Origin of the sequence: Sphingobacterium alimentarium (genome assembly GCF_004342685.1) — a bacterium.
Taxonomy (GTDB): domain Bacteria; phylum Bacteroidota; class Bacteroidia; order Sphingobacteriales; family Sphingobacteriaceae; genus Sphingobacterium; species Sphingobacterium alimentarium.
This window is the reverse complement of record NZ_SMBZ01000030.1, coordinates 13,838-38,527: the sequence shown is the minus strand read 5'-3', so window position 1 is coordinate 38,527 and position 24,690 is coordinate 13,838. Positions and strand designations below refer to the sequence as shown.

Below are 24,690 nucleotides of genomic sequence, written 5' to 3'. Positions count from 1 at the left end.
CTTGTCAGATCTTATACTTACTACTAAACAAAAAACTAATATTATGAAACAAAAGTTACTCACAACAATTTTGGCGGCAGCATGCATAACAAGTGTGTCGTACGCTCAAACACGTCAAGTGAGTGGTAAAGTTACTTCGCCTGAGGGCGCTCCAATTGCTGGAGCTTCAGTATCAGTCATTGGAGGAAACGTAGCTACTCAAACTGATGGCTCAGGTAATTTCACAATCAATGTTCCTCAAGGTGCAAGGCTGTCTGTATCCTACGTTGGATTTACGTCTCAGACAGTTCTTATAGGAAACTCTTCTGTAATTAATGTTGTGCTTTCTGACGCAAACAATGTCTTAGATGAGATTGTTGTAACAGGTGCGGGTTTAACGGCTTCAAGAAGATCCATAGGTGCGGCACAAACCACGATTAAAGCAGAAGATTTGCAACAGGCTAGGCCAACAAATATTGTTACAGGCTTAACTGGTAAAGTAGCAGGTTTGACCGTTCAAGGGGTTGGCTCGGGTGTTAATCCAAACTATCGGGTTATGCTTCGTGGTATGCGTTCATTAACTGGTAATAACCAGGCTCTTGTCGTAATTGATAATGTGATATCTCCATCGTCAATGCTAGGGAATCTTAACCCTGATGATGTAGAGGATATTACGGTTGCTAAATGGCTCTTCAGCTGCTGCACTTTACGGTTCTCAAGCATCTAATGGTGCCTTGATCATTAAGACTAAGAAAGGAGCTTCATCTGATGGTTTTGAGGTTGTAGTAGAGAATACTACAACTTTTGAAGACATTGTATTTCTCCCTCAAATGCAAAAGCGTTTTGGATCGGGATATGCTGCATTTTATCCTTATTATGTAGCTTATGAAAATCAACAGTATGGTCCAGCTTTTGATGGTTCAACGGTATTAATAGGTGATCCATTGGAAGATGGAAGTACACAAACAGGTGCTTATTCATGGACTGGGGATAAAGATAAGTTTTGGGAGACAGGTGCTACGAATATGACCAATATCTCAATTGGTTCAAAAGACGAAAAGGGATCTTTCCGTTTCTCTGGTCAATATTTAGGTTCTTCAGGTACTGTTGCCTTTGATAAGTATAATCGTGCTTCAGCTCGTTTAAACGGTACTCGAAAAGTGCATGATAACTTAGATGTTAGTTATACCGCATATTATGCGCAAAATAGATATGACATAACCTCTGCAAATGCTACTATCTACGATAATGTTCTTCAATCTCCTGGACATATTAATTTATTGGGTTATAAGGATTGGAGAAACAATCCGTTTGCTAATCCTAATGGTTATTATAATGCCTATTATAACAATCCATATTTTGTAGCAGAGAATAATCGTGCAAATACGCGTAATGACTATTTAATGGGTAATGTTCAATTGGACTTTAAACCATTAGAATGGTTAGACTTTATGGGACGTGTCGGTATGACCACACAAAATCAGTCATTCAAGAATACAGTTGGTAAATTTAATTATACTCCTTATGCTGCTGGTTTGCATGGGGCATATAAATCTCAAAATATTGCGGGTAGTGTAAGTGATGGATTCAATTACACAACGAACATCGTCAGTGATTTTACGGCTCACGCAACACATACAGAAGGAGATTTTAAATTTGATTATACTGCTTTATTCCAATATGTGCAAAATCAAAACTCAGGTCTAGGAGCTTCTGTAAATGGTCTAGTATTAGATGATTTGTATAATTTGGGGAATAGTTTAAATCCACCTTCTGCTTCACAAAGTCAATATCTATCTCGAATATTTGGTTTAGCAGGAAAAGTAGACGTGGCGTATAAGAATTATTTATTCTTAAGTTTAACGGGAAGAAATGACTGGGTTTCTATTTTGGATCCAGAGAATAGATCTTTCTTCTATCCTGGTGCGACTTTGTCTTTCGTGGCAACAGATGCTATAGAATCTTTACAAGGATTAGAGTACTTGAATTTCTTGAAATTAAGAACAAGCTGGTCTAAAGTAGGACAAGTAAACGTAGGCAACTTTTCAAACTTTGGGGCATATAGTTTGCTACCAACATTCAGTCAAGGGGCCGGCTTCCCTTATAATGGTATGGGAGGATTTACTTTAGGTAACCAAGTAATTCAACAAGGGTTAAAACCTGAGATGACTAGATCTTTTGAAATCGGTTTTGAATCTGCGTGGTGGAATAATCGTGTGTCTGCAGATTTAACCTATTTCAGTAATAGAACAACAGATAATACTGTTCCAACTAATATTTCTTGGGCTACTGGATATAGTTCTTATTTACTAAATGCCGGTGTTACATCAGGAAAAGGGGTTGAAACCAGACTTTCAATATCTCCAATTCGTACTACTGATTGGGATTTAACATTAGGAGGTAATTTCACTTATATTGACAATAGAGTAGAAGAGGTAGCGGAAGGTTTGGAAGAACTAGCTTTAGGAACTTATGGAGGTACTACAGGTTCATACGCCATTGCTGGTGAGAAATTCCCAATATTAAAAGGGTACGGGTATCAAAGAGACGATCAAGGAAGAATAATAGTAGACAAGATCACAGGTTACCCTAGTCAAACTGAAGGATTAATCAATTTAGGGCCAGCATTGCCTACACATACATTAGGCTTGAATATGACTTTATCCTATAAGGATTTAACATTCTATACTAGTGCAGAATACAGAACGGGAAATTATATTTTCAACAATGGAGGTGGCTCATTTGATTTCTCAGGAGCTGGTATAAATACTGTCTCTTATGATAGAGAACGTTTTGTAATACCTAATTCCTCATATTGGGATGAAGCAACTGGTACGTATGTTGCTAATACAAATGTTACAGTAAGAGATGGTGGAGCTGATTATTGGACTATGGGACCTCAAAGAACAGATATCGATGAGACTTACATTACATCTGCGGCATTCTGGAAAATCAGAGAAATGTCACTATCATATAATTTGCCAAAATCAATTCTAGGCAATAGTGTTGTGAAAGCTGCTCGTATTAGTGCACAGGGTAGAAACTTATTCTTATGGACACCATCTACAAATGTCTACACAGATCCAGAATATTCTGATGGGAATGGTGCTGCTAATGGTAACGCAATTGGTTTAACTGGATTAGGTCAAACACCGCCATCAAGATACTTGGGTTTCTCAGTTTCTTTAACTTTTTAATTGAAAAGATATGATAACGTTGAATAAAATTAAATATATTTCATTCGGATTGTGTTTATCCTTAGCATTTACTTCCTGTGACAAGGTACTAAATATTAATGATAATCCGAATCAGGCCACTGAATCAACACCTGAATTAGTGTTGCCACAAGCTTTGGTAAATACCTCTCAAATACTCCTTCCTTATAATACGTATGGTAGCAGAATTATGTACTTTGCGAATGCAGGAGGTGTGTCTGGATGGGGAAATGGATTTTTGGATTATAATTACTCTACAGCAAATGAAGCAGGATTATGGTCAAATACCTATAATAACCTGTTAGATTATGAATATGTAATTACGCAAACGGCAGAAAATGACGCGCTTGCTGCCTATCATCATGCTGCTCAAGTCATGAAAGCTTACAATTTTGCAAACTTGGTTGACACGTATAATGATGTACCATACTCAGAGGCTTTAAAAGGTAATGAAATTGTCCATCCTAAATATGATGCTGCAGAGGAGATTTATGCGGATCTAGCTTCGAAGTTAGACCAGGCGATAGCTTGGTTTAAATCTGGTACAGCACCATCATCCTTTTCTAATGCAGATGTATTGTTTAAAGGGAATATTACTAATTGGGCTCGTTTTGCAAATACATTAAAGTTAAAGCTTGTCCTTAAAGGTAAAGGTAAAGTTGCTTTTGCAAATGAAACGATTGATGCTGTGGGAGTATTAACAGATGATGCTATTGTACAACCTACATTTACAAAAATAGATGGTAAGCAGAATCCTATGTGGAATCAGTGGGCTTATGTTGCTAGTGGTGCTGCAGTGGGTACTTGGGGTACTCAATTTGTCCCAACATACTTTATAGTTTCATTCTATGATGGTTATAAATTGGATGACGAAGGAAGAGCAAATGTTACATTTGCAAATGGTATTAGTGTACCAAAGAACCAATTAGGAGATCAGGATGATCCTCCTACAGGTATCGCTCCTTCTGCATGGGTTTTAAGACCGACATCAGGTACAATTAGTTCTACTAACTATAGAGGCATTGGTATTGTGAAAGGACCATCTGCAGGTCAACCTATTATGTTACTAGCAGAGGCTAAGTTTCTAGAGGCAGAGGCTAAAGTAAGGGGCATAATGAGTGGTGATGCTAAAGTTCCATTTGAAGACGGAATTAAAGCAAGTTATAATTATCTGTACAAAAATGAAGCAGGAGCAATTACTGCAACTGTAAATGCTACGGATTATTTAGCTGCTTACAAAGCTGATAATAGTACTTCAGCATTAGTGAATTTTGATTTGGCGACTTCAAATGAGCAAAAAATTGAAGCTATTATTACCCAAAAGTATATTGCTTTTAATTTCCAATTTGGACACGAAGCATGGAATGAATTTAGAAGAACAGCATATCCTTCTATAATTAATCCTGCTACTAACCAGCCATATCCAAATAATAATAAAGCAAATGCGAGAAATACATTTGTTTCTTATGGATCAACAGCAACAACACCGGATAGACTTCCTACAAGAATCCTTTATCCAAATACGGAATTCGCATATAATCAAAAAAATGTACCTGAAGTGGATAAATTTTCTTCTAAAATTTTCTGGGCAAAATAATTACAATTATGAAAAAGATTATTAAATATATAACTATAGCGCTCATCCTACCATTAATTACAACATCCTGTTTAAAGGATAAAGAATTGATAGGTCCTGATGCAGATGGAGCAGTGGATAATATTATTGAATTTGGCAACCTTGCAGCACCCGCATCGGATGTGACAAGCAGTATACCATTGTATGCGCTTTCATTTGATATGGATCCGGAAGGCGTTCTGAATTTGGTATTAAAATGTGTTGGTGCTAAACCCGCAACTACTGATATTAAGGTAAATATTTCAATAGATAATTCCTTATTAAATAAGTACAATGAGGAAAATGAAACCGAATATGTAGCTCTACCCACTTCTCAATACTCATTGCCGTCATCAGAGGTGACAATTAAGAGTGGTGAGCGTGAAGCAATTATTCCATTAAACTTGAAACCTGATCAATTCACGTTCGATGAAGATTACGCATTAGGATTTAAGATAAGCTCAGTTTCTTCTGGTGTTATTTCTGGAAACTTTGGACAAATTGTAGCTGCCATAAGCGGTAAAAATCCTTATGATGGATCATATACATTGACGACTTCAGCGAATACCTCTTTGGTTCCTAGCGCAACTAAATCCGTTAAATTAGTAACTGTAGGAGCAAATAGATTAAAGCTTACGCCAGGTTTATTGGGTACTTATTCTAATGAAGTATACTATACTGTAAATCCTTCTACTAATCATGTTACTGTAGAATGTCCCTCTTTAGGTGTTCAAACTCCTCAAGATACAAGAAGTAATTGGAATCCAACTACAAAAGTATTAACCGTTTATTGGAAACAAGGAAATGGTGGACGTACTTTTGAGGAGACATTTACTTATACAGGTCCAAGATAGAGATATATGGTGAGGGAATAAATTTCCCTCACTTTTTTTACTCATTCTAAAAATTATGATTATGAGAATCACTCTATTATTTCTGTTATTTGCATTTCCACTTTCTATATTTTGTCAAACTTCCAAACCGGTACCTCCAGGTGGTATAGAAATGTTCTTTGATTATTTATATAAAGATTTCGATTCGAATGAAAAGTTTGTGGATAAAAAGGGAACGATAGTTCTAGAATTTCGCATTAATGAAAAGGGAGTTACAGATTCATTTAATATAGTTAAAGATTTAAATGAAAAAGTTGCTTTTGATTTAATTAAGTCGATAAAGTCAGCTGGTGGATGGACTCCTGCCTACAAAAATGGTAAAGCTACAGCTCATTGGATGAAATTACCTTATGAATTGGGGGTGCCCAGGGCTTCCTTATTTATTTCTACTACACCTGAGCCAGCTATGGGGTTAGAAAATTTCAAAAAGAAATTCCTTGAGAATTTTAGATATCCGGAAAAGGCTATAAATGCCGGAATACAAGGTGATTTTGAATTAACTTTTGATGTGAAAGTAGATGGCACTCTTTCGAATATTAAAATATTAAAGAATCCTGGGTATGATATAGAAGAGGCAGCAATACGCGCATTAAAACGTGCAGGGAAATGGTTGCCTGCGACCACCGAAATAGGAAAGCCTGTTTTAAGTAAAACTTCCTTTCCCTTTACGCTATCCTTGAAAGAGTTTAGAAGACATGTAATGTAATCGAAGTAGAGCATTCATCCAATCAAAACGTCAGTAATGTAAAAATACTTATTAAAAAGGAAGGATGTAAATCTACACCCTTCCTTTTTTATCTATTTGCCAAAATGCTCAATTCTTGAGCAACTTTGCCGGCTATGCTTTTATATGCCTCACTTACGGCCTCATCAGTGTCCAATACAATAGGAAAACCATTGTCCCCAGCGTCCGAAACTGCTTTTACCAATGGAACTTCTCCTAAGAATGGGATTTTATTTTCTTCTGCTAGGCGCTTACCACCATCTTTTCCAAAGATAAAGTATTTGTGATCTGGAAACTCCGCCGGGATAAAATACGCCATATTCTCCACGATTCCCAAAATAGGGACATTAATTCCTTCCATTTTGTACATACCTATACCTTTGATGGCATCAGCTATTGCAACATGTTGAGGAGTCGTCACGATTACAGCTCCCGAGATAGGATAAGTTTGCGATACCGTAATGTGGATATCACCCGTACCTGGAGGCATATCAACGATAAGGTAGTCCAAAGCACCCCAATCCGCATCGTTGAAAAGTTGTTTGATCGCGGAAGTCGCCATAGGGCCGCGCCAAGGAATAGGTTGATTGGGATCCGTAAAGAAGCCAATTGAAAGTAACTTCAACCCAAATTTTTCGATAGGTTCAATTTTTGTTGAACCATCAGGCATTTGTGTAGCAAGCGGTTTTGCCCCTTCTAGACCAAACATGATAGGCAATGATGGACCGTAAATATCGGCATCCAATAAGCCTGTCTTTGCGCCTGTAGCTGCCAAGGCTAAAGCCAAGTTGCTGGCAACTGTAGATTTGCCTACACCACCCTTACCCGATGATACTAAAATTATATTTTTTATACCTTTCAGTTGGTTAGGATCCACGCTCGTCACGCGCGATGTCATGTTGATTTCAACCTCAATGTCTTTGCTGATAAATAAGCCAATCGCATTACGACATGCATGTTCGATGTGGGCTTTGAGTGGACATGCTGGTGTAGTGAGTACTACATCAAATTTTATTTTATTGGGCAGTATTTCAATGTTTTGAATCATGTGAAGAGTGACAAGATCCTTTTTAAGATCCGGCTCTTCAACGTGACTAAGCGCATGCAATACTTGTTCTTGTGTAATTGTCATGGTTAATAAATTCTTTTTTGTACAAAGCTAAGAATATACTCAACAAATCTTGTCATTTCACTGTTTTAAAGTAAGCAAATCTGGATAGTCGAAACGATTCTTATTGAGGTTTTAAATTCGTGCTTAATTTTTAGCTTTGCGCTTTAACATTTACTCTACTATGAAATACCTTATTCTGATCTGCTCTTCGCTGTTGGCGATGCAATTGTCATTTGCACAAGATGTAAATCCACAACAGGAAGATAGAATGCCAGAAAATACCTATAATCTGAATCACATACGATGGAATGTGGTTCCGCTGCTATCCGGAAATATTACTTTGGAATATGAGCGGGTTTTGAACAAAAAAATTGCTGTTGCTGCGGCGGTAGGTTGGAGACCAAGTGGTAAGATGCCTTACAGGTCGGTTTTGACTGATATTATAGACGATGAGACCGTAAATACTTTTTTGCAGGACTTAGAAACTAGCACCACGAGTTTCACACCCGAAGTCCGATTCTACCTTTCCAAGAGAGGATACGGAAATGGATTTTATATCGCTCCGTACATGAAATTTGCCAAATATGATTTCAATGTGCCTTATGCGTATGACGTGACGATTGCGTACCAAGGGCAGGTACTTTATGATAGGCAAGAAACTATCTTATTTAAAGGAGATCTATCAACTTTTTCGATGGGTTTGTCTGCCGGATTTAACTTTAGATTGACCAAGAATATACATTTGGATTGGCGGATATTAGGTCCGGGATATGGTCAGTCCCGTGGTAATCTGGCGGGTAGAATTACCTTGAATGCCGATGAACAGAACGGATTAAATCAACAGCTCGAAGAACTGCAAGAGAGTCTCGATGATCTGCCATTGAAATTTAATGTGGATTTCTCGGTGCATGGCAATGGGGCTGATATTAAAGTAAACAAAAGTCCTTGGGCAAATATTCGAAGTGGATTATCTATTGGATTTAGTTTTTGATCATTCTTGCTTTACTATTCGACAATAAACTCTATTTTTATTTAGAATTTTAAATAAAGATTCATGATTGATTTTTTTAGGGATACTCGGAAGAAATGGCTTTTCATAGGCATAGGTAGCTTTCTGCTACTTTTGGGGATAGGCTTTGCCGTGGGGATGTCCAAGCGCCAAGGTTATCTGGATAGCGCTGTTGTAAAAGTAAAAGAAAAATTACGTCAAGAATATGAAGTCGATTTTAAAGTAGATACATATCGTTTTGCAGGACTTAATACGGTTGAGTTCGAAAATTTACTCGTTGTTCCGAAGGATCGAGACACACTCGCTACCATGGAAAAGTTTTCGGTGACGGTAAAACTGATGCCTTTGATTTGGGGGGATATCAAGGTGGGTGGACTTGGTGTAAAGAATGGGGCCGTCTCTTTCGTAAAAAAAGACTCCTTGAGCAATTATGATTTTCTATTCAAGAAAAAAGATCCCACAGTCCCAGAACCCGAAACAAACACTTCCAAAGGGTTTGCCGATTTGGCGGATCGGTTGGCCACACAGTTCTTTTCGCTTATTCCGGATGACTTAGATCTGGAGAATTTCGAATTGTCTTAAAAGGATGATCGCATGGCTCAGCGGATCACCGTTCCTCAAGCGGTCATGAATTCGGGTAAGTTTTCGTCTTCTGTTTTTCTGAATGATGAAGAGGCCGAGTGGCTGCTGGAGGGCAAGGTACAAGCGGAAGATCAGCGCATGCGTGTGGAAGTGTCGTCGAAAGAGCCTGATGTCGAATTACCGTTTTTATATGGTAAGTATGGACTGGCGGTCAGTTTTGATAAGTTGATATTCGACCTGAAAGATGTTAAGAAAATAAATAAGAAACTGCTTGAAATAGATGGTGCTTTTGCGTATGAAAACTTAAAAGTAACCCATCATAGACTTTCGGACTCCACGATTATTCTTCCTCAAGCCGAGATGTCGGGAGGGATTCAGTTTGCTGAGAATTATATCGCTTTGAAAGATAATTCGACGATACGTGTGAAAGACTTTGAAGTATCACCGCAGGTGAAGGTGACGCTCAAACCCGATAACCAAGTAGATTTATCATTGCATACGGGTGTATTTCAGGCGCAGGATTTTTTTGATGCCTTGCCGAGAGGATTGTTTCAGAATATAGATGGGGTCAAAGTCGAAGGGAGTATTGCTTACGATTTGGATTTTTCGGTTAATCTAGACAAGCCGGATGACATTAAGTTTGAGTCCAAAATTGATGATGCGGACTTAAAGATAATCCAGTGGGGAGCTGCCAATATCGATTCGTTAAATACATCCTTTGTCTATGACGCTTATGATGATACTGTCCGTGTGAGACAATTTTTAGTAGGACCAGAGAATCCGAACTTTAGACGATTGGGCCAAATTCCTTACGTATTAAAAACTACCGTGCGTAATACCGAAGATCCATTTTTTTATAAACACAATGGTTTTGAAATGGAGGCTTTCAAACTTTCTATTGCTACCAATATCAAAGAAAAAAAGTTCAAACGCGGTGCTAGTACGATATCCATGCAGCTGATAAAAAATGTGTTTTTGAATCGTAAGAAGACATTGAATCGAAAGTTTGAGGAGATTTTATTGGTTTGGATGATGGAAGCATCCGGGCGGGTGAGTAAGGATAGGCTTTTTGAGATTTATCTCAATGTCATCGAATGGGGTAAGAATGTGTATGGTATCACGGAGGCAGCAAACTATTATTTCAAGAAACAGCCCGAGGACTTGACGCTGGGAGAGAGTCTATTTTTGTCAAGTATTATTCCCCGACCAAAGACCGGGCTATCATCATTTGATTATACCGGACATCTCAAAGGCTGGGTGCAGCGACATTTCAACACCTACGGTTCTATTATGCGTAAACTCGGGGAGTTGGATAATGTTTCGGTGCCTGAAAATTATGGATTCTACGAAGTTGTATTGCAATCGAATTTGCGTCCCAAAGCACCTGTAATGCGCGATACGGTAACGTGGGATATGGATAACGAGCAAGAATTAATCATCAAAGAATTGGAAGCCGAAGAGCAGGCGCGAAAATCGCTCTTAGATAAATTGATAAGACAATAATGGATAAAATCGAGATAAACAACCTTTGCTTTGAGCCTTTTATTAGTTATGAACAGATAAAAAAACGCATCCGATTAATCGGTATCGACATAAGCCGTAAGTATGCGGACAAAAATCCTGTATTTATTGGTGTATTGAATGGTTGTTTTATGTTTATGGCGGACCTTATGAAGGAAATTGATATTCCCAGTGAGATGAGTTTCGTCAAGCTAGCATCCTATGTGGGCACGGACCAGAGGCAGATCTCACAATTAATTGGTGTAGGTATTGATTTGACAGATCGGCATGTAATAATTGTGGAAGATGTTGTCGATAGTGGTAATTCCTTGAAGCATACCATTGAGGCTTTGGAACGTGAAAATGTAAAGGAGATTGCTGTTTGCACTTTGCTGATGAAACCTTCTTGTCTGCAGTATGACTTCGATAATATCGAATATGTGGGTTTTGAGATCGAGAAGGAATTTGTGATTGGTTATGGGTTGGATTATAACGGCTATTATCGTAACCTCAAAGATATATACAAAGAAGTGACTTTAGGAGGTTAATCCCTAAAGTCACAATCTAGCAAATGGTCATTGACCATGCCTACCGCTTGCATGTAAGCATAGCAGATGGTACTCCCGAAAAATTTTACTCCCCGTTTTTTCAAATCTTTCGCTATAGCTTTGGATTCTTCCGAATCGACAGGAATGTCTCTCATCGACGATCTTCTATTTTCTAAACGCTTATTTTCGGGCATGAATCGGTATAGATACGTATAGAAAGATCCGAATTCTTGCTGAATGGCTATAAATATTTTTGCATTTTGTATCGCGGCTTCTATCTTGCCCCGGTGTCTGATAATTGCGGGGTCTAATACAATACGGTCGACATCATCAGCTGTAAATGCAGCGACTCGATGTACGTCAAAATCAGCAAATAGCCGTCTGTAGCCCTCGCGACGACGAAGAATTGTAATCCAGCTCAAGCCAGCCTGCGCGGATTCTAAGATTAAGAATTCGAATAGGGTTTGGTCATCCTTAACCTGTCTTCCCCATTCTTTGTCATGATATTCTACATATAATTCATCAGTGCCGCACCAAGGACAGCGGTGGAGTGAAGGAGTTATCATATTGTATTTAAAAAATTTAGTTCTAAACCCTACCTTTGACATCAAATGATAAGGATTACATATTTAGAGCAAATTATAAAAAATAAGCAATACTTTGGATTGTATAATGTGCTTTTGTGGACGGTCATTTTTTTGATTTCCTCATCTTCGGTATTGTCGGCTCATACCAACAATTTCCAGTTACCTATGGATTCCACACAAGTGGAAAGCCTGGATACACCTGCGGTAAGCACATTTGACTATGTATTTATCGATACAGCGCAAAAGCCCGCTGTGAATTATGTACAGGATAGTGTGCTGCGCATGATCGAAATCGAATATACCGATCTGCAAGCATGGTTCAGTAAAATGGACAAGCTCAAGAAAGATAAGGATGTGGCCCCCGTATTTAAGAAAGCCTATCGACCATCTTGGCTCATCGGGGTGCTTTTGTTGATTCTTATATGTCTGGGGATGGTTCGAGTATTTTTCTACCCTACATTTCTTAATATAATATATGGGTATTATAACGAACGGATCTTATTGCAGATAAGTAAGGAAGACAATGTATTGACCTCCTGGCCGTACATATTTTTGTATATAATTTTTAGCTTATCGTTAGGGCTCTTTGCGGTGATATATTTTGGTGCCAAGGAGAATATTTCATTCTTGACATTCAATAATTTCATCCGATTATCGGGATTTATTGGTGTCCTTTTTGTAGCTAAGTTGTTACTAATTAGGTTTATTTCAGTTATTTTTGAAGCCGAAAAATTAGCTCGTGATTATATCACTGTTTTGTATGTAGTATACTTCAACAGTATGATATTTCTTACCCCATTATTAATTTTAGTCATTTTTTTGCCTTTTTTTTACCTGGATTATTTGCTCATTTTCCTTGTTGTATGTACTGTTTTGCTATTTTCTTATCGACTAATACGTACGGCTTGGAGTTTATTAGGTAATCTAAAGTTTTCAATCTTTTACTTAATTCTTTATCTTTGTGCTCTAGAAATAGCACCGATTTTAATATTAGTGAAAACACTAACAAATAAATAAGAGTTTATGCAGTTTGATGTTGCTAGAGCTAAGAAAGTAAAAAGTATCTTAGTTACGTTGCCAAGACCAGAAAATGACAAGTCACCTTATTTCGCTTTAGCGGATAAATATAACTTGAAATTAGATTTTCGTGGTTTTATACATGTGGAGGGAGTTCCTGCAAAAGAAATCAGAAAAGAGCGTATTAATTTTGCTGAGCACACGGCAGTAATTTTCACGAGTAAGAATGCGGTAGACCATTTTTTCAGAGTATGCGAAGAGATGCGTTTTGAAGTTTCTGCTGAGATGAAATATTTCTGTATCTCTGAAGCTATAGCGTTGTATTTGCAAAAATACATTCAGTATCGCAAGCGTAAAATTTTCTTCGGTAAGCAAACCGCTAAGGATCTAGAGGAAGTATTGAAAAAACACAGCAAAGAAAAGTTCCTTTTCCCATGTTCTGATGTAGCAAATGAAGAAACGCAAAATTGGCTACAGGAGAATGGTTACAATTCTACGCCAGCTGTTCTTTTTCGCACCGTCATCAGTGACATCACCGATCTGAAGGATGTGTTTTACGATGTAATCGTATTCTTTAGTCCTTCAAGTGTGCAATCCTTGTACGAGAATTTCCCGGATTTTATTCAAAACAATACGCGTATCGCAGCGTTCGGTACTTCGACCCAACAGGCACTATTGGACAAAGGTCTTATCTTAGATATTCCTGCTCCTACGCCGACGGCTCCAAGTATGACAATGGCTGTAGAGCAGTACATAAAATTGGTAAATAAGTAATTCTTATTTAAGCATAAAGATTTCAAAAAAGGCAATATTGTATTCAATATTGCCTTTTTTTTATCCATGTTGCCCCTAAAGTTTACTGTGATTTTTTGTAAGTTTTTTTAATTAAAATTCTTTAAATGCATTAATTAACTTATTTTTATGCGCATTACTGTAATGTTTTGTCTGTTGAACTAACCTATATGCTGAAAACTTATGATTATTAATCATTTGAAGATTTATAAATTTCTGGTTGCGCTTATTATAATTACCGTGTCTGTGAGCTGTAAAACTTCCACTAACAATGGGGAATTAGTAGGTGTCCGATTAAATAAACTGAAAACGAGTAAAACACCATATGGTATGGTCTTAGTACCAGGTGGAACATTTATTATGGGGCAGTCTGATGAAGATATCACTTATGCACAGACGGCACAAAACCGCCAAGTGACAATCGCTCCTTTTTACATCGATGATACCGAAATATCCAATAGCGAGTACAGACAATTCGTGCAATGGGTTAGAGATGATTTTCGACAAACAACGTTCAGTATTCGAACCTCGTATCATTGGTATTGCACCCTTGATTACTCCGCAGATACCCGGCGCAGCAGTAGATTTTGATATGCCGATCGCTGCGGCAGCGAGCAATGCGGACCCTTTTGATCCGTTTGCTGTGCAGCCCGCACAATCCGCACAAGCTGGGGCTAATGAAACAACTCAGCCGCCTATTCCAGCGGTGGCAGCTCCTGCCTTTGGCCCGCAGATAGATGCAACCCCTGCTTTTTGGATTTATTTTCCTGAAGCAAAACATGTATTGGTCAATAAGGAAGTGGTAAATAGAAATAATGATGCCACTGGATTGAGCTACGATGATGTATTTATCAAAAGATTGTTTTATAGTTATATCGTTAAACAATCCAATTCAGAAGACTTGCGGATTAAAGATTACATACAGAATGATTTAGATCGACTATTGGAGTCTGAGCGTATCAAAAAAGCACTTATGGACTATGAGTAGGACTTGTGGTCCTACTAAATGGTGACTATTATCGCTAGAATATTAACAATATTTCTACTAATTTTAACAACATATTAAAGGTCTGTTGGATATGGATTATAAAATATGGATTGTGTTAAAAATGTAGAAATATTTTTTTTTATGTTTGTACTTAAAGGTAAAAAACTAAAAGCTTGTGAAACTAAAACCTGTTGATAGTATTTCTGGAATATCTCCAAATGATTTTGTTCGAGATTATCTTAACAAAGGTCAGCCTGTTATCTTAAAAGATTTTATTAGTAAGGATAGCGCATGTTGGACAAAATGGAGTTATGACTATTTCAAGGAAATAGCTGGTGATGTTAAAATCGATGTTTACGGAAGGGAAGAAGAAGGTCATAATTACGCAGCTAGTCCACCAGTTGGTAAAATGACTTTTGCCGAATATTTAGATAAAATTAGTACAGAGCCGACTGAGTTACGTCTTTTCTTATTTAATTTATTGAAAATTAGACCAGAGCTAAAAAAAGATTTAATATACAATGATGTAACAGGAGGTAAAGTTATTCAAGGGTTACCTTATATGTTTTTTGGAGGTGAGGGCTCGGCTACACGTAACCATTTCGATATTGACATGTCGCATGTGTTCATTTCTCAATTTCAGGGCTACAAACGTATTTGGTTGTTTCCAAATGAGCAATCAGATCTGATGTACAAATTGCCTTATAATTTTCACAGTATAACGAATTTAAAGACTAGTTCTGTGGAAGAATATCCTGCGCTACAATATCTGAATGGTTATGAAGCGGTAATTGGTCCCGGTGATACCTGTTATATGCCTGCCGGTTGGTGGCATTATATTCAGTACGAGACGGAGGGGTATTCCATCTCTGTACGCGCATTGGCAAATTCGTTGGGCGAGAAATTAAAAGGTGCTCGAAATCTATTCATTACCCGTCATTTTGATGATACGATGCGAAAGATTTTTAAAGATAAATGGTTGCAGTACAAAATTGAAAAAGCTACGCAAAGAGCAAATAAAGCAATGAGGCGTTATAAATAACAAATAAATAAAATGGGCGGATCTAAATTCGCCCATTTTGTTATCATTCACTTTCTTCTTCTTCTTTTATCGCATTACGATAGAATAAAGTATAGGGATCAGACTCATAGATATGGGCATCCGGATTATGCTTAAATGGAATATCCGGATTAAAGATTTCTTCTAGCGTACTTATCAGGAAGCCTACAAACTCTTCTTTCTGTTGTGCTAGAAAATCTCCTTCCATCAGTGCGCCACGGCTTCCATAGAATAGCGTCCCTTCTTCGCGCATCTTGCGGGCTACATACAGATTCGGTTCCAAATTCCGTATTCCCGTTTTTTGTTCGAAGACAAAAGCATAAAACAATGTTTGCACCAAAGCTTTATTCTCTGTGTTAGCCGCAAACACTTTATCCATGGAGGTAAATTTGACGGCATCAGCCCCTGTTTTGTAATCCACAATGCGGGTTTTTATTTCGCCTAGATCGGTCACCACTTGATCTACACGGTCGATGATACCGTATATATTTACGTGCTCTACCTGTCCATTGATTTGAATCGGCAAAGAAATAACGTAATCCTGATCATTTTCCAATTCGATGATGCGAAAGGATTGGAAATTGGAAGCATCGTACTCCAAATACATTTTTAAGTATTCACGAGCGATCTTATGCATGATACGCTGCAAACTACTGAGATCGTTGATTTCCTTACAATCTAAACTATATTGCTCTGCAATTTCGGCTAGGATGAGACCGTCTATCTCAGGGATTTTGTCCAAGAGCACAGATGTAGGAGTGAAGTCCTCGAGCCCTTTGTAGGGCTTCAATATTTCCTCCATGACATTGTGAATAACTGTGCCAAGCAAATTCATTTCAAACTCCTGCGATATACGGGGCGGTTCTTTGATTTCGGCTACGTGCTTGAAGAAAAATTGCAAAGGGGATTGCAAATATGTCGTCAACGCGGTGGCTGAAATTTTAGCCTGCCCGTCAATGTATTTTGCACGCATATAATCCCAAACTTTACCCGTCTTGGGAACGATGAGTTCTTCCTCTTTAGGCGGAAAAAGAATTGGCTGCTGCTGTTGCTGTTTGAGGAAATTGAAATTACTTTCAAACTCTAGCTGACGTATGAATCGGCTTTCTTCGCCTGTGCTGCTTTCATCTACTATACTGTTATAGAACAAATGTATTCCTGTGCTATATTGAAGATGACGATAGAACAAATAGGCTGATAGGGCATCCTGGTTCTCTAGAATCGGCAGCCCATAAGCTCTACGCAAGGTGTTTGGAAGAAAAGTCGCCGCGCTCGATATTTTTGGTAAAATACCTTCATTGACACCCAAAATATAGACATTGTCAAAATTAAGACAGCGGCTCTCGAGCAGTCCCATGATTTGTATGCCATCCAAAGGATCCCCTTCGATTGCTGAATTGATAGGGGCAATAGCTTTACGTATTAACCCTATTTGGAATAGAATGCTGAGCTGTGGTATCTTATCAAATCCCAATTGCAATTGGTTCAGTACTTTTTGCGTCTCGATCAGTAGGTTGGCATCTATCTGTTTGATTTGTGTGTCTTGAGCCAATGATTCCAGCACATTCTGCAGAATATGGGCCAGGGTCGGAATCACATCTTTGGAGGACGCCAACGGTCGGAAGAAATGTGGTAACACCGAAGTGCGTATATGGATATCTTGGATATCAATATCAAATAATTGCTTTTGAGCAATGAAAGTTTGGAGTTCAGTTTTTTCTTGGCTGGACGTCTTAGTCAACGGATTATTCAAAAACGTTTCCACATCCTGAAAAGGAATTTTCTTCTTTCTGAGGTGTGAAATCTGCTCATGCACTTTCATCCATAAGTCTAGAATCCCAAAAATCGGTGATTGGGTAAGGGGAAATCCGGTAGTGATATTCACCTTAGTATCGGGCAAACTCTGTAATAACGGGACTAACAAGGATTCGTCCGCCAATAAAATAGCATGGCTCTTGCAGCTGCACAAAATATTGTTTTTAATCAATACGTCGTGAAGTAACTTGGTCTGACTCACTTTTCCGGTCGAAGCATAAAGATGAATAGCATCGGAACGATTGCCAATGATATTGGGAACATCGCCTAAAGCATTTTGTAGCCCGGTCTGGAAGATATTCCTTCGGATGAACAGACCCGCTTCTTGTTGGGTGTCCTCCAAATAATACGCATCCGCATCGAAGTAAAATAAAGCCTTGCCTTCATCTTGCCATTGCTTAAAAAGCTTTGCCTCGGCATTATTTAAGGCATTGAATCCAACGAAAAGTATTTGTTTGAATGGCGCAGTAAATGCCGTACTCAGCTCGCCATTAGCCAACTGCCTATAGATGGTCGGAAAATTGGTTTGATTATGGGCAGCAAGTTTTTGTTTAAATAATCGGTATAATACGGGGAGTCTTTTCCATAATTTCAGAAAACGCTCTTGAATGCCCGTGTGTCCAGAGATGCTAAAAGATTGCCAAAATTGCTTTATAAAATCTTGCTGTTCTTTGGTCAGATGTTGGAATTCAATATCAATCTTGCTAGTGTCATACAGTTCCATGTAGATGTGATCAATATTGACTAAATCGTAGTCTAATTGACTAAAATCACTTAGGATTATCTCCGCAATAGGATAAAATTCCTCCAACGTCTCCGGCTTATGGCCTTCTTGGGCCAATAATTCGTTGTGCAACTCGTACAAATAGAAGAATTGAGTGAGTGGACTCACCTGCTCTGCATCGGAGGACAGCGCAAAAAATTCTTGAATCGTATAAAATTGCGGTGACCAAATGGCATGTCCATACGTATCGGCAAGATGCTTCTTGAGATAAGTGATAGGACGTTTATTGTTAAAAACAATCGCTATGTCGGAGAGATTTGAACCAAAGCGTTGTTTGATATCTTGAGCTACTAGTGCTAAAAATGAATTCATTATATTCTATATTTCTTAGATATCTCCTTGTGGTCGATATGACGTGTGTTTATTTACTTGACCTCTACTAAATCCCCGCCTTTGGCATAAAACAAAAATCCACGGACATTTTTGAGCCCTAAATTCTGTAAAGCCTTCATGTATTGATCGATCTGCGTTTTATGTTCGATATAGTTGTCGCCTGTGAATTTGAAATCCAGAATAATAGTTTCATCTTCTTTGGTAAATACTTTGTCAGGCCGCAATGTGCTCCCATCCGCCGTGATAATAGCCGATTCGTTCCAAATTTTGTAATCACCCGTCAACCAGGGATTGATTTGGGGATGATGCCATATCAGGTAGATTTCTTTCTCTAATACCTCTTTATTTTCCTTCGCGAGTACACCTTCGTCGATATAGCGATCAATGATTTTTTGTATATCGGATTCTTTGGATGCTTCAGCCATCACTTCATGGGCGAGAATGCCATATTGTGCCGCTTTTTCCAGCATTAGAATGGTGTTGATGCTGCGTTTGGTATTTTTATTTAAGGCATTTTCCATTGCCACCGAAATTGGATATTGAGATACCAAAGTATATGCGCCAAAGTCTGATTCGCCATCCTTTTGCTTGGTGATGATATGATCGATGGACAGTTTATTTTCTTCTAAACGAAAAGGTGCATTCTGGTGTTCCAACACCTGATACATCACATCAGAAATCAAATCATTGCATATTTTGGTTTCGCCTGTCTTTTTATCACAAGAAAAGGCAGGTGCTGTAATGTAAATATGTTCGACGGCACGCGTTGTCGCCACATAAAGGGTGTTCAGCGTATCCATATAGTTGAAGAGCTTTTCTTCAAAGTATTGTTGATAGAAAATAGATTTTCCTACGGCACTATTATATTTTATCGGAATACGGCCGAGCTGTGCAAAAGGTGTATTAACCGTGTTAATCCAAAAATCACCATTCGTCATACCATCTAGCGTCCAAGAGCAGAAAGGAATCATGACTACATCATAAGCCAATCCCTTTGATTTGTGAATGGTAGTCACTTCGATCGCATTTACTTTACCGCTAGAAGGCAACACCGCTTTGTTTCCATCTTCTTCCCAAAATTCGATAAATTGGTTGATGCCTCTTTCACCGTTGGCCGTAAAGTTGCCGACAATATCTTTGAAAGTAAGGATATAAGGTAGGTGTACATTATTCTTGGAGGTGAACCCAAATATTTCAATAAGCTTTTCTACCAAATGGACCAAAGGAAGCTTTTGCCATACTTCCCAATCTTCAATTAAGCGTTCTGGAAGCAGGCTTTTCAGGTTTTTTATATTATTCTGCTTAAAATCCAGCCATGCTGTCCCATCAAAACAGGTGTTATTTTGAATGATTTGGTACAGATAAGCCATCCGAGCGTGATGTATCACGTGTTGGTTGCTGTTGTACACAAATGCTTTGAGTGTCTCGACAAGTAGATTTACCGCGTCATTCGAATTGAGCGATAGGGCGTCTCCAGATATGACATCGAATGGAATACCGGTGGTATTTTTATATTCCATCAGTTTCTGAATCACCAACATCGCTTGCTTATTGCTGCGAACAAGAATGCCAATTTGTTTGGGTTCGTATCTCCCTGACGATATCCAGGAACCCACTTTTTCGCATAGTTTCTGAACCGAATCTTCTTGTACTTGGTTGGCTCTGAATCGGCTATTTTCGACCTCGATGTATTCGATCTCAATAGAACCATTTTTGCTAGGATCCTGCAATTTGAACTCAGGGATTTCTTGCGCACTATTTTCATAAGCTCGGATGAGCATACTGTCATTTTTCGCTTGTGTCCACCAGCGTAGTCCCTCTTCCGACAGTTCTTGCTTCGCAATATCATTGAGCGCATGTTGCATGTGCGTCGGAATAGTTTGATACAGATAGTTGTTGAATCGTATGATGTTGGGAAGACTGCGGAAATTCGTTTCGAGATTACCGTTGTGTATAAATTGAGCCTTACCTTCTTCATCAAGATGAAAAATCTGTGCAACCTGTTCCTCGACTTGTTGCAAGAGAATACGCCAGTCACCATTACGCCAGCGGTAAATGCTTTGTTTGACATCACCGACAATCAGGTGTTCGTGTTGTTGACCTTGCGTATTACTCAATGCATTTAATAACAATGGACTATAGTTTTTCCATTGTATGCGCGAAGTGTCTTGAAATTCGTCAAATAGGAAATAATTATAGCGATTACCTATTTTTTCCCACACGAATGTAGGGTCATTGTGCGCATCAAGACCGAGCTTGTTCAATAAGATTTGTGAGTCGGATATCAATTGCGCCGAATTCTCTTTTCGCCAGCTGCTCAATAAATCTGACATTTCTTTGAGTAGACGCAGATAATAAAGATTAGCCTGTACGGACTGATAAGCGATGTAAGTCGGTAATAGCTGTTCTAAAGCATGGAATTGATCCAAAATCGGCTTAAAGTCTGCAATCAGATCGTAGCGTACATTCTTGGATGTATCAGTATATGCGTTTTCGTCATTTATTAAGCTAGTGAATTTGCCAATGATTTTGATGAGGTCCGAGGTCGATAGTTTGTTGACCTGAGAAGAAATGTTATTGGCCGAAATGAGTGGATTCCGCGATTTACCTTTCATCTCATCGGCATCTACATGCAATGACTTGAATACTTCTTGATAGGATTGAATCGCCAGACTCAGGCTGTCCAGGTAGGACTTGGTTTTCTCTACAATCTCTTTGTTGAGGAGATTGAAAATCTGATTGGTGTCTGCAGAAGCGAGCGCACCATCAAATTCCTGAAAATTTTCGCTGAAAATTAAACCCGCCAATTGACTCAGCTGCGTGCGGTAATTCCAGTTTTCATTATTGTTGATTTTCTTTTCCGCATATTCAATTATCCACTCCAACAGTTCGGGTTTTTCGTCCAATAATTGATTCAACATAATGGTCAAATCGGTCTTGACCTTATTGGTGTTCATCTCAATTTTGTATGCGGCGTCCAAATTCAGTTCATAGGTGAATGAGCGTATTACTTTTTGGGAGAAACCATCTATCGTGCTAATCGTAAAATGACTGTAGTCGTGTAATATTTTGCGGTACACACGCTGGGCTTTTTCTTGAATGAGAGCAGCCGACCAGCTTGGATTTTGTTCTATGATGAGTTGCTCAAAATGCTGGATTTCTTTCTGCTTTTTAGCCGGTAGACGTTCAAAATTAACTCGGGTTAGTCCCTGCAAAACCGAAAGAATACGTTCTTTCATCTCCGCTGTCGCCTTGTTGGTAAAGGTCACTGCCAAAATCTCTCTGTATCTATTTTCATTGGACAAGAGAAGGGTGATGTAATGTAAGGTCAGGCTGAATGTTTTGCCGGAACCCGCAGAAGCTTTAAGAATTTTTAAAGGAGCAACATGAGTCATTATAATACTGTGATTTGGAAGATTGAAAATACACTAAAATTACGTCTTCGACAAGAGAAATAGTAAGACCCCTCATTTAAAGCTTTTTAGTTTCAGAAAAACTTTTTATCTTTGCGTCCCCTCTTACATGAAGTACGGGGGATATGTTGAATACATAAAAAAATAATAAAACATGGCAACTAAAATCAGATTGCAAAGACATGGTAAAAAAGGACGTCCTTTTTACCACCTAGTAGTAGCAGATTCACGTGCTCCACGTGATGGTAAATTCATCGAACGTATCGGTTCTTATAACCCAAACACAAACCCAGCGACTATCGTTTTGGATTTTGACAAAGCTTTGGATTGGATGAACAAAGGTGCGCAACCTACAGACACAGCTCGTGCTATCCTTTCTTACAAAGGTGTATTGTACAAAAAACACTTGCAAGGTGGTTTGAAAAAAGGTGCTTTTGATGAGGCTGCTTTAGAAGAGAAATTTGCTGCTTGGACTGCGTCTAAAGAATCTCAAATTTCTGGTAAAAAAGATGGTCTTGCTAACGCTAAAGATGAAGCTAAAAAAGCTGCATTAGCTGCTGAGGCTGTTAAAAAAGCTGCTAAAGCTGAAGCTATCGCTGCTAAAAATGCACCTGCTGCTGAGGAGGCACCAGCTGAAGAAGCGGAAGCTACTGAAAACACTGAAGAAACTGAAGGTTAATCCTTTCATACAGTATTCAAAGAAGCCGGTTCACACGTTGAATCGGCTTTTTTAGTTATTTAAATGGCTGTAGGATGAAGTTGCTGTGCCATTATTTTATTATTTTTGACTTTTTATTTTTGAAATATGACTACAGAAGAAAGTTTTTACATCGGATATGTATCTAAGACGCGGGGTTTGAAAGGAGAGGTTCAATTGTTTTTTGAATTTGAAGATTACGATGATTTGGAGCTGGATGTCATTTTTCTGGAAGTCAACAAAAAACTGGTGCCCTATTTTGTAAATACAATCAAATTACAAAAAAATAGTACTGCCTACGCTACATTTGAAGATGTAGATCATATCGATAAAGCGAAAGCTTTAGTGCACAAAAAAATGTATTTGCCGAATGACAAAATGCCTGAGCGTGATCCAGATGATTTTAGATGGACGGATTTAGTAGGTTTTTTGGTCATTGACGAAGAACATGGCGAACTGGGCGAGATAATCGATGTACGGGAGATGCCGCAGCAATTTATCGCTACGGTTGAATTGGAAGATGGTAAACAACTCATGTTTCCGCTGTCCGAAGATTTAATTCTCGGAATAGATGGAGAGGAGGAAATTGTCGAAGTAGATTTACCCGAAGGTTTGGTGGATTTATATAGAGAATAGAAAAGGAAAGTTAATATCTTTCCTTTTTTGTTTTAGTCAATATTTTCTTGCTTTCATTGCAGGATTTTGAAACATAAAATGTAGCGAATAAGATAATTTGAAAAAATGAATGATTTTCTTTTGAGTTTATTAGACTAAATACCGATATTAGCAGAGCTTATAGAGAAAGGCAGAGGGAATAGACCCAATGAAGCCTTAGCAACCTGACATATGCTCAAGGTGCTAAATTCTACCCCCAAAAAGGGAAAGATAAGTGGATAGTAAAGATATACAAGCCCCCGTGTCTTTTCTGTAAGCCTAAACGAGAAAATAACATGAAAATCATAGACCATATTAAACGTGCAGACGGTAATCCATTATTCTCATTTGAACTATTGCCGCCAGCTAAAGGTCAGGGAATACAAAGCATCTTCAATACGATGGATGAATTGATGGAGTTCAAACCGCCCTTTATTGATGTGACATACCATCGTGAGGATTACCTGTACAAGCAGCATTCCAACGGATTATTGGAGCGCGTAGCCTACCGCAAGCGCCCTGGCACTGTGGCGATCTGCGCAGCTATTATGAACAAGTATAAGGTGGATGCGGTGCCTCATTTGATCTGTGGTGGATTCACCAAAGAAGAGACTGAGAATGCGTTGATTGATTTGGATTTTTTGGGTATTGATAATGTATTGTTACTCCGTGGCGATGCGCGCAAGGGCGATCCTGACTTTATTCCGACGCCTGGAGGTCATGCTTTTGCAACGGATCTCTTACAACAGGTCGTCGATATGAATAATGGTAAATATTTGCATGAAAACATCGAAAATAGTTCCAAAACAGACTTCTGTATCGGTGTAGCCGGCTATCCCGAAAAACATTTTGAATCGCCAAACTTCAATACCGACTTTAAATGGTTGAAGAAAAAAGTAGAAATGGGTGCAAATTTTATTGTGACTCAAATGTTTTTTAATGTCGAAAAGTACAAAGAATTTGTCACCAAATGCCGTGAAAATGATATTCATGTGCCTATCATTCCCGGTCTTAAACCGTTGACCTCAAAAAAACAGTTGATCACGCTTCCCAAAATTTTTCATCTGGATATTCCAGAAGATCTTAGTGATGCCGTGGACGCTTGTAAAACAAATGCGGAGGTGCGTCAGGTAGGGGAAGAGTGGCTTGTCCAGCAGTGTAAAGAACTTATAGCTTTCGGTGCACCGGTATTGCATTTTTATACGATGAGTAATCCTGGGCCTACTAAACGGATCGTGGAAAAATTAGCCTAAAAATATTAAAAAGCTTTTCGAAAGGAAAGCTTTTTTTAATTGTGTTAAATTCTGTTAATTAACACATTAACATTCCGTAATCTCCTAAATTTATATGGTATTATTTCCCATTATTAAATAC

The 24,690-nt window shown here is 38.5% G+C and carries 20 protein-coding genes, 1 pseudogene and 1 riboswitch; of the genes and pseudogenes, 17 read left to right on the top strand and 4 right to left on the bottom strand.

Translation table 11 applies throughout. From position 1 onward, the window contains the following. The first annotated feature begins 43 nt into the window (after window positions 1–43). The 5 genes from EDC17_RS17070 (at window position 44) to EDC17_RS11230 (ending at window position 6,408) form a co-directional block, all read left to right on the top strand. Window positions 44–706, top strand: coding sequence for a carboxypeptidase-like regulatory domain-containing protein (locus tag EDC17_RS17070; RefSeq protein ID WP_207895750.1), 663 nt, complete (start codon window positions 44–46; stop codon window positions 704–706). Next, the gene (locus EDC17_RS11245) at window positions 657–3,176 is read left to right on the top strand and encodes a SusC/RagA family TonB-linked outer membrane protein (RefSeq protein WP_207895749.1); all 2,520 of its coding nucleotides are present in this window, start codon (window positions 657–659) and stop codon (window positions 3,174–3,176) included. The genes EDC17_RS17070 and EDC17_RS11245 overlap by 50 nt, the downstream gene beginning before the upstream one ends. 19 nt (window positions 3,177–3,195) lie before the next feature. Continuing rightward, complete coding sequence (locus tag EDC17_RS11240; RefSeq protein ID WP_165894407.1) at window positions 3,196–4,791, top strand: SusD/RagB family nutrient-binding outer membrane lipoprotein; 1,596 nt, start codon at window positions 3,196–3,198, stop codon at window positions 4,789–4,791. A gap of 8 nt (window positions 4,792–4,799) precedes the next feature. After that, window positions 4,800–5,663, top strand: coding sequence for a DUF1735 domain-containing protein (locus EDC17_RS11235; protein WP_132778166.1), 864 nt, complete (start codon window positions 4,800–4,802; stop codon window positions 5,661–5,663). Window positions 5,664–5,724: 61 nt separating this feature from the next. Beyond that, complete coding sequence (locus tag EDC17_RS11230) at window positions 5,725–6,408, top strand: energy transducer TonB (protein ID WP_165894406.1); 684 nt, start codon at window positions 5,725–5,727, stop codon at window positions 6,406–6,408. 88 nt (window positions 6,409–6,496) lie between these two features. Here EDC17_RS11230 and EDC17_RS11225 read toward each other — a convergent pair whose 3' ends face one another. After that, window positions 6,497–7,558 carry an Mrp/NBP35 family ATP-binding protein gene (locus EDC17_RS11225; RefSeq protein ID WP_132778164.1) on the bottom strand — a complete coding sequence of 354 codons (1,062 nt, stop codon included), beginning with the start codon at window positions 7,556–7,558 and terminating at the stop codon, window positions 6,497–6,499. 160 nt (window positions 7,559–7,718) lie between these two features. Here EDC17_RS11225 and EDC17_RS11220 point away from each other — a divergent pair, with 160 nt between their 5' ends. The 4 genes from EDC17_RS11220 (at window position 7,719) to hpt (ending at window position 11,176) form a co-directional block, all read left to right on the top strand. Next, window positions 7,719–8,528 (top strand): DUF3575 domain-containing protein, encoded by an 810-nt coding sequence (locus EDC17_RS11220; RefSeq protein WP_132778163.1) that lies wholly within the window; start codon window positions 7,719–7,721, stop codon window positions 8,526–8,528. A gap of 63 nt (window positions 8,529–8,591) precedes the next feature. Further along, on the top strand, window positions 8,592–9,128 hold the full coding sequence (locus tag EDC17_RS17290; protein WP_243646132.1) for an AsmA family protein: 537 nt from the start codon (window positions 8,592–8,594) through the stop codon (window positions 9,126–9,128). A gap of 12 nt (window positions 9,129–9,140) precedes the next feature. Continuing rightward, window positions 9,141–10,631 (top strand): biosynthetic peptidoglycan transglycosylase, encoded by a 1,491-nt coding sequence (locus EDC17_RS11215; protein WP_243646131.1) that lies wholly within the window; start codon window positions 9,141–9,143, stop codon window positions 10,629–10,631. Continuing rightward, complete coding sequence (gene hpt / locus EDC17_RS11210; protein ID WP_132778162.1) at window positions 10,631–11,176, top strand: hypoxanthine phosphoribosyltransferase; 546 nt, start codon at window positions 10,631–10,633, stop codon at window positions 11,174–11,176. The genes EDC17_RS11215 and hpt overlap by 1 nt, the downstream gene beginning before the upstream one ends. Here hpt and EDC17_RS11205 read toward each other — a convergent pair. Further along, the gene (locus EDC17_RS11205; RefSeq protein WP_207895748.1) at window positions 11,173–11,742 is read right to left on the bottom strand and encodes a DNA-3-methyladenine glycosylase I; all 570 of its coding nucleotides are present in this window, start codon (window positions 11,740–11,742) and stop codon (window positions 11,173–11,175) included. The two genes, hpt and EDC17_RS11205, sit on opposite strands and share 4 nt — an antisense overlap. A 45-nt stretch (window positions 11,743–11,787) precedes the next feature. Between EDC17_RS11205 and EDC17_RS11200 the strand changes: the two genes are divergently transcribed. The 5 genes and pseudogenes from EDC17_RS11200 to EDC17_RS11180 all read left to right on the top strand — a co-directional run bounded on the left by EDC17_RS11200 (window position 11,788) and on the right by EDC17_RS11180 (window position 15,602). Beyond that, on the top strand, window positions 11,788–12,780 hold the full coding sequence (locus tag EDC17_RS11200) for a DUF4271 domain-containing protein (RefSeq protein WP_132778161.1): 993 nt from the start codon (window positions 11,788–11,790) through the stop codon (window positions 12,778–12,780). 6 nt (window positions 12,781–12,786) lie between these two features. Further along, complete coding sequence (locus tag EDC17_RS11195) at window positions 12,787–13,554, top strand: uroporphyrinogen-III synthase (protein WP_132778160.1); 768 nt, start codon at window positions 12,787–12,789, stop codon at window positions 13,552–13,554. A gap of 201 nt (window positions 13,555–13,755) precedes the next feature. Beyond that, window positions 13,756–14,010 (top strand): annotated as a pseudogene (locus EDC17_RS17510) (gliding motility-associated lipoprotein); the annotation flags it as partial. Window position 14,011: 1 nt separating this feature from the next. Next, on the top strand, window positions 14,012–14,560 hold the full coding sequence (locus EDC17_RS11185) for a hypothetical protein (protein ID WP_243646130.1): 549 nt from the start codon (window positions 14,012–14,014) through the stop codon (window positions 14,558–14,560). A 175-nt stretch (window positions 14,561–14,735) separates the two neighbouring features. After that, on the top strand, window positions 14,736–15,602 hold the full coding sequence (locus EDC17_RS11180; RefSeq protein ID WP_132778158.1) for a cupin-like domain-containing protein: 867 nt from the start codon (window positions 14,736–14,738) through the stop codon (window positions 15,600–15,602). A 43-nt stretch (window positions 15,603–15,645) separates the two neighbouring features. Here the strand turns inward: EDC17_RS11180 and EDC17_RS11175 are convergent, their stop codons facing one another. After that, the gene (locus tag EDC17_RS11175; RefSeq protein WP_132778157.1) at window positions 15,646–18,531 is read right to left on the bottom strand and encodes a PD-(D/E)XK nuclease family protein; all 2,886 of its coding nucleotides are present in this window, start codon (window positions 18,529–18,531) and stop codon (window positions 15,646–15,648) included. Window positions 18,532–18,584: 53 nt separating this feature from the next. After that, entirely contained in the window at window positions 18,585–21,947 is a 3,363-nt protein-coding gene (locus EDC17_RS11170) for a UvrD-helicase domain-containing protein (RefSeq protein WP_132778156.1), read from the bottom strand. A gap of 172 nt (window positions 21,948–22,119) precedes the next feature. Between EDC17_RS11170 and EDC17_RS11165 the strand changes: the two genes are divergently transcribed. From EDC17_RS11165 to EDC17_RS11155, 3 genes are all read left to right on the top strand, one after another. Next, window positions 22,120–22,644: a 30S ribosomal protein S16 gene (locus EDC17_RS11165; RefSeq protein WP_132778155.1), complete on the top strand. Its 525-nt coding sequence runs from the start codon at window positions 22,120–22,122 to the stop codon at window positions 22,642–22,644. Window positions 22,645–22,770: 126 nt separating this feature from the next. Further along, window positions 22,771–23,298 (top strand): ribosome maturation factor RimM, encoded by a 528-nt coding sequence (gene rimM, locus EDC17_RS11160; protein ID WP_132778154.1) that lies wholly within the window; start codon window positions 22,771–22,773, stop codon window positions 23,296–23,298. 154 nt (window positions 23,299–23,452) lie between these two features. Continuing rightward, window positions 23,453–23,554: riboswitch (SAM riboswitch) on the top strand. Between the two features lie 58 nt (window positions 23,555–23,612). Then, window positions 23,613–24,569, top strand: coding sequence for a methylenetetrahydrofolate reductase (locus EDC17_RS11155; RefSeq protein WP_132778153.1), 957 nt, complete (start codon window positions 23,613–23,615; stop codon window positions 24,567–24,569). The last annotated feature ends 121 nt before the right edge of the window (window positions 24,570–24,690 follow it).

Coding starts and splice junctions, on each gene's coding strand:
- EDC17_RS11155 (WP_132778153.1), top strand. CDS start 23,613: ATGAAAATCATAGACCATATTAAACGTGCAGACGGTAATCCATTATTC.
- EDC17_RS11230 (WP_165894406.1), top strand. CDS start 5,725: ATGAGAATCACTCTATTATTTCTGTTATTTGCATTTCCACTTTCTATA.
- EDC17_RS11195 (WP_132778160.1), top strand. CDS start 12,787: ATGCAGTTTGATGTTGCTAGAGCTAAGAAAGTAAAAAGTATCTTAGTT.
- EDC17_RS11225 (WP_132778164.1), bottom strand. CDS start 7,558: ATGACAATTACACAAGAACAAGTATTGCATGCGCTTAGTCACGTTGAA.
- rimM (WP_132778154.1), top strand. CDS start 22,771: ATGACTACAGAAGAAAGTTTTTACATCGGATATGTATCTAAGACGCGG.
- EDC17_RS17070 (WP_207895750.1), top strand. CDS start 44: ATGAAACAAAAGTTACTCACAACAATTTTGGCGGCAGCATGCATAACA.
- EDC17_RS11165 (WP_132778155.1), top strand. CDS start 22,120: ATGGCAACTAAAATCAGATTGCAAAGACATGGTAAAAAAGGACGTCCT.
- EDC17_RS17290 (WP_243646132.1), top strand. CDS start 8,592: ATGATTGATTTTTTTAGGGATACTCGGAAGAAATGGCTTTTCATAGGC.
- EDC17_RS11185 (WP_243646130.1), top strand. CDS start 14,012: ATGATACCGAAATATCCAATAGCGAGTACAGACAATTCGTGCAATGGG.
- EDC17_RS11220 (WP_132778163.1), top strand. CDS start 7,719: ATGAAATACCTTATTCTGATCTGCTCTTCGCTGTTGGCGATGCAATTG.
- EDC17_RS11205 (WP_207895748.1), bottom strand. CDS start 11,742: ATGATAACTCCTTCACTCCACCGCTGTCCTTGGTGCGGCACTGATGAA.
- EDC17_RS11175 (WP_132778157.1), bottom strand. CDS start 18,531: ATGAATTCATTTTTAGCACTAGTAGCTCAAGATATCAAACAACGCTTT.
- EDC17_RS11170 (WP_132778156.1), bottom strand. CDS start 21,947: ATGACTCATGTTGCTCCTTTAAAAATTCTTAAAGCTTCTGCGGGTTCC.
- EDC17_RS11200 (WP_132778161.1), top strand. CDS start 11,788: ATGATAAGGATTACATATTTAGAGCAAATTATAAAAAATAAGCAATAC.
- EDC17_RS11235 (WP_132778166.1), top strand. CDS start 4,800: ATGAAAAAGATTATTAAATATATAACTATAGCGCTCATCCTACCATTA.
- EDC17_RS11215 (WP_243646131.1), top strand. CDS start 9,141: ATGGCTCAGCGGATCACCGTTCCTCAAGCGGTCATGAATTCGGGTAAG.
- hpt (WP_132778162.1), top strand. CDS start 10,631: ATGGATAAAATCGAGATAAACAACCTTTGCTTTGAGCCTTTTATTAGT.